At 46.8% G+C, this 13,604-nt stretch carries 15 protein-coding genes; all 15 read left to right on the top strand.

Translation table 11 applies throughout. The features are described from left to right. The first annotated feature begins 16 nt into the window (after nt 1–16). The 15 genes from nusA to dpaB all read left to right on the top strand — a co-directional run bounded on the left by nusA (nt 17) and on the right by dpaB (nt 13,577). Entirely contained in the window at nt 17–1,138 is a 1,122-nt protein-coding gene (gene nusA, locus ACWHAR_RS06005) for a transcription termination factor NusA (protein ID WP_003154195.1), read from the top strand. Between the two features lie 13 nt (nt 1,139–1,151). Beyond that, nucleotides 1,152–1,427 carry a glucose-induced regulator RulR gene (gene rulR, locus ACWHAR_RS06000; protein WP_003154193.1) on the top strand — a complete coding sequence of 92 codons (276 nt, stop codon included), beginning with the start codon at nt 1,152–1,154 and terminating at the stop codon, nt 1,425–1,427. Between the two features lies 1 nt (nt 1,428). Then, on the top strand, nt 1,429–1,731 hold the full coding sequence (locus ACWHAR_RS05995) for a YlxQ family RNA-binding protein (protein WP_003154192.1): 303 nt from the start codon (nt 1,429–1,431) through the stop codon (nt 1,729–1,731). A 19-nt stretch (nt 1,732–1,750) separates the two neighbouring features. Next, nucleotides 1,751–3,901, top strand: a complete 2,151-nt coding sequence (gene infB / locus ACWHAR_RS05990) for a translation initiation factor IF-2 (RefSeq protein ID WP_007611462.1) — start codon at nt 1,751–1,753, stop codon at nt 3,899–3,901. Further along, entirely contained in the window at nt 3,898–4,176 is a 279-nt protein-coding gene (locus ACWHAR_RS05985; RefSeq protein ID WP_003154188.1) for a DUF503 domain-containing protein, read from the top strand. Before infB ends, ACWHAR_RS05985 begins: the two co-directional genes overlap by 4 nt. A gap of 16 nt (nt 4,177–4,192) precedes the next feature. Continuing rightward, the gene (gene rbfA / locus ACWHAR_RS05980) at nt 4,193–4,546 is read left to right on the top strand and encodes a 30S ribosome-binding factor RbfA (RefSeq protein WP_003154185.1); all 354 of its coding nucleotides are present in this window, start codon (nt 4,193–4,195) and stop codon (nt 4,544–4,546) included. A gap of 84 nt (nt 4,547–4,630) precedes the next feature. Then, nucleotides 4,631–5,560, top strand: coding sequence for a tRNA pseudouridine(55) synthase TruB (gene truB, locus ACWHAR_RS05975; RefSeq protein WP_032874924.1), 930 nt, complete (start codon nt 4,631–4,633; stop codon nt 5,558–5,560). 19 nt (nt 5,561–5,579) lie between these two features. Then, nucleotides 5,580–6,521: a bifunctional riboflavin kinase/FAD synthetase gene (gene ribF, locus ACWHAR_RS05970; protein WP_007611467.1), complete on the top strand. Its 942-nt coding sequence runs from the start codon at nt 5,580–5,582 to the stop codon at nt 6,519–6,521. A 165-nt stretch (nt 6,522–6,686) separates the two neighbouring features. Then, complete coding sequence (rpsO, locus tag ACWHAR_RS05965; RefSeq protein ID WP_003154182.1) at nt 6,687–6,956, top strand: 30S ribosomal protein S15; 270 nt, start codon at nt 6,687–6,689, stop codon at nt 6,954–6,956. 174 nt (nt 6,957–7,130) lie between these two features. Beyond that, on the top strand, nt 7,131–9,254 hold the full coding sequence (gene pnp / locus ACWHAR_RS05960; protein WP_032874925.1) for a polyribonucleotide nucleotidyltransferase: 2,124 nt from the start codon (nt 7,131–7,133) through the stop codon (nt 9,252–9,254). A gap of 112 nt (nt 9,255–9,366) precedes the next feature. After that, on the top strand, nt 9,367–10,326 hold the full coding sequence (locus tag ACWHAR_RS05955) for a polysaccharide deacetylase family protein (RefSeq protein ID WP_032874926.1): 960 nt from the start codon (nt 9,367–9,369) through the stop codon (nt 10,324–10,326). A 38-nt stretch (nt 10,327–10,364) separates the two neighbouring features. Further along, nucleotides 10,365–11,600 carry a M16 family metallopeptidase gene (locus ACWHAR_RS05950; RefSeq protein WP_032874927.1) on the top strand — a complete coding sequence of 412 codons (1,236 nt, stop codon included), beginning with the start codon at nt 10,365–10,367 and terminating at the stop codon, nt 11,598–11,600. Between the two features lie 78 nt (nt 11,601–11,678). Next, a complete protein-coding gene (locus tag ACWHAR_RS05945; RefSeq protein ID WP_003154176.1) occupies nt 11,679–11,936 on the top strand; it encodes a YlmC/YmxH family sporulation protein in 258 nt (85 codons plus the stop codon). Between the two features lie 157 nt (nt 11,937–12,093). Further along, nucleotides 12,094–12,984: a dipicolinic acid synthetase subunit A gene (dpaA, locus tag ACWHAR_RS05940; protein WP_032874928.1), complete on the top strand. Its 891-nt coding sequence runs from the start codon at nt 12,094–12,096 to the stop codon at nt 12,982–12,984. Nucleotides 12,985–12,986: 2 nt separating this feature from the next. After that, nucleotides 12,987–13,577 carry a dipicolinate synthase subunit B gene (gene dpaB / locus ACWHAR_RS05935; protein WP_032874929.1) on the top strand — a complete coding sequence of 197 codons (591 nt, stop codon included), beginning with the start codon at nt 12,987–12,989 and terminating at the stop codon, nt 13,575–13,577. The last annotated feature ends 27 nt before the right edge of the window (nt 13,578–13,604 follow it).

Raw genomic sequence — 13,604 nt, 5'->3', positions numbered from 1 at the left:
GGGGGAGACCGCTAACATGAGCAGTGAACTATTAGATGCTCTCACTATTCTTGAAAAAGAAAAAGGCATCAGTAAAGACATTATCATCGAAGCAATTGAAGCTGCCTTAATTTCCGCGTACAAGCGAAATTTTAACCAGGCGCAAAACGTACGGGTCGATCTGAACCGTGAGACGGGCACGATCCGCGTGTTCGCAAGAAAGGATGTCGTAGACGAGGTATACGATTCAAGACTTGAAATCTCGCTTGACGACGCCCAGCACATCCATCCGAACTACCTTGTCGGAGATGTCGTTGAAATAGAAGTAACGCCGAAAGACTTCGGCCGCATTGCTGCGCAGACGGCGAAACAAGTGGTGACGCAGCGTGTCCGTGAAGCTGAGCGCGGCGTGATTTACTCAGAATTTATCGATCGTGAAGAAGACATCATGACGGGAATTGTACAGCGCTTAGACAGCAAGTTTATTTACGTGTCTCTCGGCAAGATTGAAGCGCTGCTGCCCGTCAATGAACAAATGCCGAATGAGAGCTATAAACCGCACGATCGGATTAAAGTATTTATCACAAAAGTCGAAAAAACGACAAAAGGGCCGCAGATCTATGTATCAAGAACGCATCCTGGTCTGTTGAAGCGTCTTTTTGAAATCGAAGTGCCGGAAATTTATGACGGAACGGTCGAACTGAAATCCGTTGCCAGAGAAGCGGGCGACCGCTCTAAAATCTCCGTCCGCACTGATGACCCTGACGTTGATCCGGTCGGTTCATGCGTCGGTCCTAAAGGCCAGCGCGTGCAGGCGATCGTCAATGAACTGAAAGGCGAAAAAATTGATATCGTCAACTGGTCTGATGATCCGGTTGAATTTGTTGCCAATGCGCTCAGCCCGTCTAAAGTGCTGGATGTCATCGTCAGCGAAGAAGAAAAAGCCACGACTGTCATCGTTCCTGATTACCAGCTTTCTCTGGCAATCGGAAAAAGAGGGCAAAACGCCCGCTTAGCCGCGAAACTGACAGGCTGGAAAATCGATATCAAAAGTGAAACGGATGCAAGAGACCTTGGCATCTATCCGAGAGAGCATGAAGAAGATGACGATTTAGAGCCGCTCTTTATGGAGCCTGAAACAGCCGAATCGGATGAATAAGAGGTGATTTTAGGTGAATAAGCGAAAAAAAATTCCTCTGCGCAAATGCGTGGTAACGGGGGAAATGAAGCCTAAAAAGGAACTGATCCGAATTGTCCGTTCTAAAGAAGGAGAGATTTCAGTCGATCCGACCGGAAAGAAGAACGGGCGGGGTGCCTATATCACCCTTGAGAAAGAATGCATCTTAGCTGCGAAAAAGAAAAACACATTGCAAAATCAATTTCAATCACAAATCGATGACCAGATTTTCGAAGAATTGCTGGAACTGGCGGAAAAGGTGAAAAAATAACATGTCTGGAATGGAATGGTTTCCCTTGCTGGGTCTGGCCAATCGAGCTCGTAAGGTCGTGTCGGGCGAGGACTTGGTTATAAAAGAAATTAGAAATGCGCGTGCAAAACTTGTTCTGCTGACAGAAGATGCATCTGCGAATACTGCAAAAAAAGTATCCGATAAATGCAATTATTATAAAGTGCCTTATAAAAAAGTCGAAAGCCGCGCGGATCTCGGCCGCTCTATCGGCAAGGAATCACGTGTCGTTGTCGCCGTCACTGACCAAGGTTTTGCGAATAAGCTGATCAGCTTGCTCGATTAATATTTTTGGGGGTGAACGAATGGCTAAAATGAGAGTTTACGAATATGCAAAAGCCATCAATGTTTCAAGCAAGGAAATTTTGACTGCGCTGAAAAACATGGATATAGTAGTAAATAACCATATGGCAATGCTTGAAGAAAAGACCATTAAGCAGCTTGATGCGAAATTTAAAAAAGGCGGCGCCGGCGTTACATCTCAGAAGCCTGCGGAAACGAACAAAAACAAGCCGCAAGGGATTAATCAGCAGCCTGCTGGGAATCAACCAAACAAAATTCGAGACGGAAAGAAGAATGACGTGCAGAATAATCAATTTAACAAAAACAAGAAGAACAACAACAACAACAAAAACAAAAACAAACGCAATCATAACAACAAAAATCAGTATCAGCAAAAACCGCTGAAGCCGAAAAAAGAGCTTCCTGAGAAAATTACGTTTTCCGGCTCTTTAACAGTCGGAGCTTTAGCCGAGGAACTGGGCAAAGAGCCGTCTGAACTCATTAAAAAACTGATGCTTCTGGGCGTAATGGCTACGATTAACCAGGAGCTTGACAAAGACACAATCGAACTGATCGCATCTGAATACGGTGTGGAAACAGAAGAAGTGATTGTGCTTGAAGAAACTGAGCTTGAAAAATATGAAGAGGCTGACAAAGAAGAAGATCTTCAAATCCGTCCGCCTGTCGTGACGATCATGGGCCACGTTGACCACGGGAAAACGACCCTCCTTGACAGCATCAGAAAAACAAAAGTTGTTGAAGGTGAAGCCGGCGGAATCACCCAGCATATCGGGGCTTACCAGATCGAAGAAAACGGCAAAAAAATCACGTTCCTAGATACTCCAGGACACGCGGCGTTCACAACAATGCGTGCGCGCGGTGCGGAAGTAACTGATATTACCATTTTAGTCGTAGCGGCTGATGACGGCGTTATGCCGCAAACAGTCGAAGCCATCAACCATGCGAAAGCGGCTGAGGTTCCGATTATCGTTGCCGTGAATAAAGTGGATAAAGAAAGCGCGAACCCTGACCGTGTCATGCAGGAGCTGACTGAATACGGACTCGTTCCTGAAGCATGGGGAGGAGAAACGATTTTCGTTCCTCTGTCCGCTCTTACAGGCAAGGGAATTGACGAGCTTGTCGAAATGATTCTGCTTGTCAGTGAAGTGGAAGAGCTGAAAGCCAATCCGAACCGTCAGGCAAAAGGAACGGTTATTGAAGCTGAGCTCGATAAAGGAAGAGGATCTGTCGCGACACTTCTCGTTCAAACGGGAACATTGAATGTCGGAGATCCGATCGTTGTCGGAAATACATTCGGCCGCGTGCGGGCCATGGTCAATGATCTCGGCCGCCGCGTGAAAACAGCCGGACCGTCCACACCTGTAGAAATTACGGGCTTAAACGACGTACCGCAGGCTGGCGATCAATTCCTCGTCTTTAAAGACGAAAAAACAGCCCGTTCTGTCGGTGAAGCACGCGCTTCCAAGCAACTGGAAGAACAGCGCAGCGACAAAGCGAAGCTGAGCCTCGATGATCTGTTTGAACAAATTAAACAAGGCGATGTCAAAGACATCAATTTAATCGTAAAAGCTGACGTTCAAGGTTCAGCCGAAGCGTTAACAGCCGCTCTTCAAAAAATTGAAGTAGAAGGCGTAAAAGTGAAAATCATTCACACAGGCGTCGGTGCGATTACGGAATCAGACATCATTCTCGCATCTGCTTCAAATGCAATCGTTATCGGGTTTAATGTGCGCCCAGACGGAAATGCTAAGAGCACGGCTGAAGCTGAAAATGTAGATATCCGTCTTCACCGTATCATTTACAAAGTCATCGAAGAAATTGAAGCGGCGATGAAAGGAATGCTTGATCCTGAATACGAAGAAAAAGTCATCGGTCAGGTTGAAGTGCGCCAAACATTCAAAGTGTCGAAAATCGGCACGATTGCCGGCGGATATGTAACAGACGGCCACATTACACGTGACAGCGGACTCCGCCTGATCCGTGACGGCGTGGTCATCTTCGAAGGGGAAGTAGACGTTCTGAAACGCTTCAAAGATGATGTGAAAGAAGTTTCACAAGGATATGAATGTGGTATTACAATTAAGAAATACAATGACATTCGCGAAGGCGACATCATTGAAGCGTATGTCATGCAGGAAATCGAAAGAAAGTGATCGGATTTGCGGAATGTGAATGCATCATTTATGATGCGGGATCATTAAAGGAGAAACGAGCCGTTCTGAAGCGGATTATAACGAGGGTTCAGAATAAGTTCAACGTGTCGGCTGCAGAAATCGGCTATCAGGACACTTGGCAGCGGACCAGCTTCGGAATCGCCGTCGTCTCCTCCTCTCACGTTCAGGCGGAAAAGGAGATCCAGCGTGTACTCGCGTTTATTGACTCCTTTCCCGAAATAGAACGGACGATCACTAGAACAGAGTGGTTTTAACTTAGAGGTGATTGAATTGAGTATGAGAGCAAACCGTGTCGGCGAGCAGATGAAAAAAGAGCTCGGGGATATTATCAGCCGAAAGCTGAAAGACCCGAGAATCGGATTTCTCACTGTAACAGACGTACGTGTTTCAGGTGATTTACAAATAGCGAAGGTGTATATCTCCGTTCTCGGCGGAGAGAAAAAGAAAGAGGAGGCGCTGAAAGGGCTTGAGAAAGCGAAAGGATTTATCCGTTCCGAAATCGGCAGCCGAATCAGACTCCGTAAAACGCCTGAGCTTGAATTTGAATTTGATGAATCAATTGAGTACGGCAACCGTATTGAAACATTGATTCACGAACTGCATTCAGATAAACCGTCTGAATAACAAGGAAAGAGGATGGGCGAGTGTCGTCTGTCCTCTTTTCTGCGTTTTACGGGATACAATTGATAACAAAGGAGCGAAAGACAGATGGTTAACGGAGTTCTCCTTTTACATAAACCGGTCGGCATGACTTCTCACGACTGTGTAATGAAAATAAGAAAACTGTTAAAAACAAAGAAAGTCGGACATACGGGAACGCTTGATCCGGAAGTGTCAGGCGTACTGCCGATCTGTGTCGGACGGGCCACAAAGATTGTTGAGTACGTCACCGACAAGTCAAAAACGTACGATGCTGAGATCACTCTCGGCTTCTCCACATCGACCGAAGACCAGACTGGAGAAACGGTCAGCGTAAAACCTGTCAAGGAGCCGCTGAAAGAAGCGGATATCAAAGCCGTTTTAGACGAACTGAAGGGACCGCAGGAGCAAGTGCCGCCGATGTATTCCGCTGTAAAGGTCAACGGGAAAAAGCTCTATGAATACGCCAGGGCGGGTATTGAAGTGGAGCGGCCGAAGCGGAATATCACGATTGAAGATATCGCGCTCACTTCCCCTGTCACTTATAAAGAAGACACAGCATCATTCCGCTTTACAGTCACGTGCTCAAAGGGCACTTACGTCAGAACATTGGCGGTGACAATCGGTGAAAAACTCGGCTATCCCGCGCATATGTCGCATCTCATCCGCACCGCTTCCGGCGATTTCAGCCTTGATGAGTGTTTCACGTTTGAGGAACTTGAACAGCAGGTTTCAGACGGCATGGTTGCAGAGCATGCCGTGCCGATTGAAAGAGCGCTCAATCATTTGCCGAAATGGGTCATAAGTGATACATTAGCTAAGAAAGCTGAAAACGGGTCAGTGTTTGACATCCCGGCGGAATTTTCTGCAATGACAGCTGACGCCCGTATAGCGGTCTGTACTGAAGACGGAGAATGTGTGGCCATTTATATGCCGCATCCTTCAAAAAAAGGACTGCTGAAACCGGCTAAAGTGCTCATGCAAAAAAGCGAACAATAAGAAAAAAGGTGACCGTTCTGTGAAGACGATACATATTTCTCATCCGCATCATTTACAAAAAGAAGAGCAGCCGGCGTCTGTCATGGCGCTCGGCTACTTTGACGGCGTTCATTTGGGACACCGGAAAGTAATCGGAACAGCCAGACAAATTGCCGAAGAAAAAGGCCTGTCGCTGGCCGTTATGACGTTTCATCCCCACCCTTCCCATGTGTTGGGCAGGGACAAAGAGCCAAAGGATCTGATTACGCCGCTTGAAGATAAAATCAGCCAGATCGGACGTTTAGGCGCTGATGTGCTGTATGTCGTAAAGTTTGATGAAGCGTTTGCGTCTCTGTCTCCAAAACAGTTTGCCGAGGAGTATATTTTAGGGTTAAACGCGCGGCACGCTGTGGGAGGCTTCGATTTTACGTACGGAAAATACGGAAAAGGCACGATGGAGACGCTGCCGGACGATTTAAACGGCAAGGCCGGGTGCACGACTGTCGAGAAACAGACCGAGCAGGACAGAAAGATCAGCTCTACTTATATCCGGTCAGCGCTGCAGGATGGTGACGTTGAACTTGCGCACACTCTTCTCGGCCAGCCGTATTTTATCCGGGGCACTGTGATTCACGGAGACAAAAGAGGCCGAACCATCGGTTTTCCTACCGCGAATGTCGGTCTGCACAACAGTTATATCGTGCCGCCGACAGGCGTGTATGCAGTGAAAGCCGAAATAAAAGGCGAGGTGTATGAAGGCGTCTGCAACATCGGCTACAAACCGACCTTTTATGAAAAGCGTCCCGATCAGCCGTCAATTGAAGTCCATTTGTTTAATTTTCAACAGGATGTATACGGAGAAGACGTTAAAATCGAGTGGTACAAACGAATCCGAAGCGAACGGAAGTTTAACGGCATCGATGAACTGACGGCTCAGATCGGGAAAGACAAACAAGAAGCGATCCGTTTTTTCAGCAAATAACGGAAAAAACATCAAAAGTACACAAATTTTCTTCTAAAAGATTTGCATATGGGCGCGATTTTTAGTATCATATGTTTCGTAGTCTTAAAACCATTGCTTGGCAATCCGAAGTCACCGACGGTTGCTAGGTAACTGGGGCTAATTATGATATGGAGGTGAAACAGGATGGCAATTACTCAAGAGCGTAAAAATCAACTCATCAGTGAGTTCAAAACACACGAATCTGATACTGGATCTCCAGAAGTTCAGATCGCTATCCTAACAGACTCAATTAACAACTTGAACGAGCATTTGCGTACTCACAAGAAAGATCACCACTCACGTCGCGGTCTTCTTAAAATGGTAGGTAAACGTCGTAATCTTCTTACGTATCTGCGTAATAAAGACGTAACTCGTTACCGTGAGTTAATTAACAAACTAGGCTTACGTCGATAATCGTAAAAAGCGGGAGGATTCCCGCTTTTTTATCGTATTAAAGCGAAAAAAATAATGATAAAAAAACAATGAAATCCTTTTACATACTACTTTGACATTGATATGTTCAATTCATTTCGTTCATAATAGGAGTAATTGATTATTTCACACATTAAGAGAGGAGCTCGTAATCGAATGGGACAAGAGAAACATGTCTTTACCATAGATTGGGCCGGCAGACAGCTTACAGTAGAAGCCGGCCAGCTTGCCAAACAGGCAAACGGCGCTGTCATGGTTCGCTACGGCGATACTGCAGTGCTCAGCACAGCAACCGCATCAAAAGAACCGAAACCGCTAGATTTTTTCCCGCTTACCGTTAACTATGAAGAAAGATTATACGCAGTAGGTAAAATTCCGGGCGGTTTTATTAAAAGAGAAGGCCGTCCAAGTGAAAAGGCCGTTTTAGCCAGCCGTCTGATCGACCGTCCGATCCGCCCGCTTTTCGCAGACGGATTCCGTAACGAAGTACAGGTCATCAGCATTGTCATGAGTGTTGATCAGGACTGCTCATCTGAAATGGCTGCAATGTTTGGTTCATCACTCGCTCTTTGCGTTTCCGATATCCCGTTTGAAGGCCCGATCGCGGGTGTGACGGTAGGCCGCATTGACGGTAAATTCGTCATCAATCCGACGGTTGACCAGCTTGAAAAAAGTGATATCAACCTCATCGTTGCAGGCACAAAAGACGCCATCAACATGGTGGAAGCCGGAGCGGATGAAGTTCCTGAAGAAATCATGCTTGAGGCGATTATGTTCGGTCACGAAGAAATTAAGCGCCTGATCGCATTCCAAGAAGAAATCGTCGCAGCAGTCGGCAAAGAGAAAACAGAGATCGAACTGTATGAAATTGACGAAGAGCTCAGCGAAAAAGTAAAAAGCCTTGCGGAGCCGGATCTTCTCAGCGCCATTCAGGTTCACGAAAAACATGCTCGCGAAGCCGCGATCAATGAAGTGAAAAATGCAGTTGTCGCGAAATTCGAAGAAGAAGAGCATGATGAAGATACGATTAAAAAAGTGAAACAGACACTGTCTAAACTCGTGAAAAACGAAGTGCGCCGTTTGATCACAGAAGAAAAAGTCCGTCCGGACGGCCGCGGCGTTGATCAGATCCGCCCGCTTTCTTCAGAAGTCGGCCTTCTGCCGAGAACACACGGCTCCGGGCTGTTTACGAGAGGACAGACGCAGGCGCTCAGCGTATGTACATTAGGCGCCCTTGGGGACGTTCAGATTCTTGACGGTTTAGGCGTGGAAGAATCAAAACGCTTTATGCACCATTATAACTTCCCGCAGTTCAGCGTAGGGGAGACAGGCCCGATGCGCGGACCGGGACGCCGTGAGATCGGTCACGGTGCTCTTGGAGAGCGTGCGCTTGAGCCGGTCATTCCGAATGAAAAAGACTTCCCGTATACGGTCCGCCTCGTATCCGAAGTGCTTGAATCAAACGGTTCCACTTCACAGGCCAGCATTTGCGCGAGCACGCTTGCCATGATGGACGCAGGTGTTCCGATTAAAGCCCCTGTTGCGGGTATTGCGATGGGACTTGTGAAATCAGGCGAGTACTATACGGTATTAACGGATATTCAAGGGATGGAAGACGCCCTCGGTGACATGGACTTTAAAGTAGCCGGCACGGAAAAAGGCGTGACAGCGCTGCAAATGGACATTAAAATTGAAGGCCTTTCAAGAGAAATTCTTGAAGAAGCGCTTCAGCAGGCGAAAAAAGGAAGAATGGAAATCTTGAACAGCATGCTCAGCACGCTTGGTGAATCAAGAAAAGAACTTTCTCAATATGCGCCGAAAATTTTAACGATGAACATTAATCCGGATAAAATCCGTGACGTTATCGGACCGAGCGGTAAACAAATCAACAAAATCATTGAAGATACCGGTGTTAAAATTGACATTGAACAAGACGGCACCATCTTTATTTCTTCTACTGATGAAAGCAGCAACCATAAAGCGAAAAAAATCATCGAAGATCTTGTCAGAGAAGTCGAAGTCGGCCAGCTTTACCTCGGTAAAGTCAAACGGATTGAGAAATTCGGCGCTTTCGTTGAAATCTTCAGCGGAAAAGACGGTCTCGTTCACATCTCTGAACTAGCGCTCGAACGGGTCGGCAAGGTTGAGGATGTTGTGAAAATCGGTGACGAAATCCTTGTGAAGGTAACTGAAATTGACAAACAGGGACGAGTGAATCTGTCGCGTAAAGCAGTGCTGCGCGAAGAGAAAGAAAAAGAACAGGAACAACAACAATCTTAAATGAAAACCTAACAAGGAGCCTGGGAGACCCGGCTTCTTTATTTTGAGAAAGACAACAGACGGGTTCTACCTTGTCCTCCTCATACATAATGTGTGATGAGGGGGGAAGGACATGTTGAAAAAATTCGTGCCGTTTGCCGTTTTTTTATTTCTTTTTTTTGTTTCGTTTGAAATGTTAAAAAACCCGTATACAGTTGATTACATAGACGCAATGAAAAAAGACGCTGTAACTGTGTCAGCATCAAAAGATCCGCTCTATGAAGAATTACTGCAAAAAGCGCCAGAGTATGAAGTGAAGCCGCAAGACGCGCGGATTGATAAAATATGGAAGAGTATACCGGGATATAACGGTTTAAAAGTCAATGTGGAAAAATCCTATAAGCAAATGAAAAAGGACGGAGAATTTCACGAAGACGGCCTTGTCTATGAGCAGGTAAAACCGAAAGTCCATCTTGAATCTCTCGCGCCCGAACCCATTTATAAAGGAAATCCCGACAAACCGATGGTCGCTTTCCTGATAAATGTCGCCTGGGGAAATGAATATGTGGAGCAAATGCTGCCTATTCTGAAGCAGCACCAGGTCAAAGCAACTTTCTTTCTTGAAGGGAAATGGCTGAAAAACAATCAGGAACTGGGGAAAAAAATAGCGGCAGACGGACATGAAATCGGAAATCATTCATACAATCACCCTGATATGAGCAAACTGACTTCAGGAAGCATTTCCGAACAGCTTGACAAAACCAATGCACAAATCAGCGAGACGCTCGGCATAAAGCCGAAATGGTTTGCGCCGCCAAGCGGCAGCTTCAGAAAAGCTGTGGTCGACCTTGCGGCGGAAAAAGGAATGGGCACCATCATGTGGACGGTGGACACCATTGACTGGCAAAAACCGTCTCCGGCTGTTTTACAAACAAGGGTATTGAGCAAAATACATAACGGAGCCATGATTTTAATGCATCCGACTGATCCGACTGCGAAAAGCCTGGATACACTGATTGCAAAAATCAAAGAAAAAGGCTACGCGCTCGGCTCGGTGTCTGACTTAATGGATGAAAACAGGCTGATGAAGTAGCAGGCGGCAGTTGCCTGTCTTGAATAGGAGGAACAGACTTGATAAAACGCTATACATGCCAAAACGGTGTAAGAGTTGTGCTTGAGAATAATCCAACGGTGCGGTCTGTGGCAATCGGCGTCTGGATCGGGACGGGATCACGTCATGAAACGCCGGAGACAAACGGTATTTCGCACTTTCTTGAGCATATGTTTTTTAAAGGAACAAATACCAGGTCCGCACGGGAAATCGCAGAGTCCTTCGATCGGATAGGCGGCCAAGTGAATGCCTTCACTTCAAAAGAATATACGTGCTATTACGCCAAAGTGCTGGATGAGCATGCAAACTACGCACTTGATGTGCTGGCTGATATGTTCTTTCATTCTGCTTTTGACGAAGATGAGCTCAAAAAAGAAAAGAACGTCGTATATGAAGAAATCAAAATGTATGAAGACGCGCCGGATGACATTGTCCACGATCTGCTGAGCAAAGCGACATACGGCAATCATTCGCTCGGCTACCCGATTCTCGGGACGGAGGAAACGCTTTCGTCATTTAACGGCGATTCTCTCAGACAGCATATGGATGACTTTTACACGCCGGACCGCGTCGTCATTTCTGTCGCCGGAAATGTAACGGAACAATTCATTAAAAACGTGGAGAAATGGTTCGGTACATACGAAGCGAAGGGCAAAGCAAGCGGCATCAGCGAGCCTGAGTTTCATTATGAAAAGCTGACCAGAAAAAAAGACACCGAACAGGCGCATCTCTGTCTCGGTTTCAAAGGCCTGAAAGTCGGAGATCCGGACATTTACGATTTGATCGTCTTAAACAACGTGCTGGGCGGAAGCATGAGCAGCCGTCTTTTCCAGGATGTGCGCGAAGATAAAGGACTGGCCTATTCTGTATACAGCTATCACAGTTCCTATGAAGACAGCGGTATGCTGACGATTTACGGAGGCACCGGCGCGAATCAGCTCGGACTTCTGTCTGAAACCATTCAGGAAACGTTATCGGTTCTAAAACGTGACGGTATCACCCCGAAAGAGCTGGAAAACAGCAAAGAGCAAATGAAGGGGAGCTTAATGCTCAGCTTAGAGAGCACAAACAGCAAAATGAGCCGGAACGGGAAAAACGAACTCCTGCTCGGAAAGCATAAGACCATGGATGAAATTATCACTGAATTAAATGCGGTCAGCCTGGAAAGCGTCAACGGCCTCAGCCGCCGCTTATTTACGGATGATTACGCACTATCGCTCATCAGCCCGACCGGCAATATGCCGGCCTCGTCTTAATCGGCAAAGCAGTCTGCCTCTTTACGGGGCAGGCATTTTTTTTTGCTCCGGGTCATATAGTACAAGGGGGTGGCTATCATGAGGCTCAGTGAACTGTCAGGTAAAGAAATTGTGGACATTAAACGGGCAGAGCGGCTCGGCGTGCTCGGCCAGACCGATTTGGAAATTAATGAACAGGACGGACAAATTACCGCGCTGTTGATTCCGACGGTAAAATGGTTCGGATTGCGAAAACAAGGCCACGACATCCGCGTCCCCTGGAACCATATCCAAAAAATCGGGTCAGACATGATCATTTTAGACGTTCCGGGGGAGATCACGCCTCCCGAAGAGTAGATCTTATTCATTTTTTTGCAAGCACCGGCTCATACAGCCGGTGCTTTTTTTATGAAAAAGACGCTGTACATTCACCGCCCTTTCTCTTTGCACATACGATGAAGAGGAGGATGACACTTAAAAGATCCAGTAACTGTAAAGAAGGTGAACGTTTCAGATGTTAACCGGATTGACAATTGCGATTATTGGCGGTGACGCAAGACAGCTTGAGATTATAAGAAAGCTGACAGAACAGCATGCCGATATTTTTCTTGCAGGATTTGACCAATTGGATGACGGTTTTACAGGTACCGTCAAATGCAAAATTGATGAGATTCCCTTTCAAAAAATAGACAGTATCATCCTGCCCGTATCGGCAACGACCGGAGAAGGCATTGTTTCCACGGTTTTTTCAAATGAAGAAGTGGTATTAAAGCAGAGCTATCTTGAGCAGACACCGGAGCATTGCGTCATTTATTCAGGCATCTCCAACGCGTATCTTGAGGGGATCGCCAGCGAAGCCGGCCGCAAGCTTGTGAAATTATTTGAACGGGACGACATCGCGATATTCAACTCGATTCCCACTGTTGAAGGAACAATCATGATGGCGATTCAGCATACGGATTATACCATTCACGGATCAAATGTCGCTGTTCTCGGCATGGGGCGCACCGGTATGACGATCGCCCGGACGTTTGCGGCGTTAGGGGCGAAGGTAAAAGTGGGCGCGCGGAGTTCGGCTCATTTGGCCCGTATAATGGAAATGGGGCTTTCTCCTTTTCAGCTTGAAGAGCTTACTGAACATGTAAATGATATTGATATCTGCATTAACACCGTACCGAGCTTGATTCTGAATCAAAGCGTTTTATCGCGCATGACGCCGAAGACCTTGATTTTGGATTTAGCATCCCGTCCGGGCGGAACGGATTTCAAATATGCTGAAAAACAAGGCATTAAAGCGCTGCTTGCTCCGGGTCTTCCGGGAATTGTGGCCCCGAAAACAGCCGGACAGATTATTGCGAACGTATTGAGCAAGCTTTTGGCAGACTTAAAGAAAGAGGGGAAATAACCATGTCTCTGAAAGGGAAAAGAATCGGATTCGGATTAACCGGCTCGCATTGCACATATGAGGAAGTTTTTCCGCAAATAGAGGCGCTTATCAGTGAAGGAGCTGAAGTCCGGCCGGTCGTGACGTCAACCGTTCAATCGACCGATACCCGCTTTGGGGAGGGGGGAGATTGGGTCAGAAAAATTGAAGAAGCAACAGGCTTTGAGGCGATTGATTCCATCGTAAAAGCGGAGCCTCTCGGGCCGAAACTTCCGCTCGACTGCATGGTCATCGCCCCCTTAACCGGAAATTCAATGAGCAAACTCGCAAATGCGATGACTGACAGCCCCGTCCTTATGGCTGCGAAAGCCACGATCCGCAACGGCCGCCCGGTCGTGCTCGGAATTTCGACAAACGACGGACTCGGTTTAAACGGAACGAATTTAATGAGGCTGATGTCCGCAAAAAACATATATTTCATCCCGTTCGGCCAGGACGACCACGTGAAAAAACCGACATCGCTCGTCGCCAGAATGGATCTCCTTCCGATTACGGTAGAAAAAGCTCTTTTGCACCAGCAGGTTCAGCCGGTGCTCGTACACCATCATGAATAAAATATCATGATGACAGAAAATCATTCC

This window comes from Bacillus sp. LR--39, from assembly GCF_053613335.1.
Note: the sequence above shows the minus strand (reverse complement) of the source record. Positions and strands in the feature narration are given on the sequence as shown.

What these genes read in the sequence shown, in the direction of transcription:
- nusA (WP_003154195.1), top strand. Translation starts at nt 17, where the DNA reads ATGAGCAGTGAACTATTAGATGCTCTCACTATTCTTGAAAAAGAAAAA.
- ACWHAR_RS05995 (WP_003154192.1), top strand. Translation starts at nt 1,429, where the DNA reads ATGTCTGGAATGGAATGGTTTCCCTTGCTGGGTCTGGCCAATCGAGCT.
- infB (WP_007611462.1), top strand. Translation starts at nt 1,751, where the DNA reads ATGGCTAAAATGAGAGTTTACGAATATGCAAAAGCCATCAATGTTTCA.
- truB (WP_032874924.1), top strand. Translation starts at nt 4,631, where the DNA reads ATGGTTAACGGAGTTCTCCTTTTACATAAACCGGTCGGCATGACTTCT.
- rpsO (WP_003154182.1), top strand. Translation starts at nt 6,687, where the DNA reads ATGGCAATTACTCAAGAGCGTAAAAATCAACTCATCAGTGAGTTCAAA.
- pnp (WP_032874925.1), top strand. Translation starts at nt 7,131, where the DNA reads ATGGGACAAGAGAAACATGTCTTTACCATAGATTGGGCCGGCAGACAG.
- ACWHAR_RS05955 (WP_032874926.1), top strand. Translation starts at nt 9,367, where the DNA reads ATGTTGAAAAAATTCGTGCCGTTTGCCGTTTTTTTATTTCTTTTTTTT.
- ACWHAR_RS05945 (WP_003154176.1), top strand. Translation starts at nt 11,679, where the DNA reads ATGAGGCTCAGTGAACTGTCAGGTAAAGAAATTGTGGACATTAAACGG.
- dpaA (WP_032874928.1), top strand. Translation starts at nt 12,094, where the DNA reads ATGTTAACCGGATTGACAATTGCGATTATTGGCGGTGACGCAAGACAG.
- dpaB (WP_032874929.1), top strand. Translation starts at nt 12,987, where the DNA reads ATGTCTCTGAAAGGGAAAAGAATCGGATTCGGATTAACCGGCTCGCAT.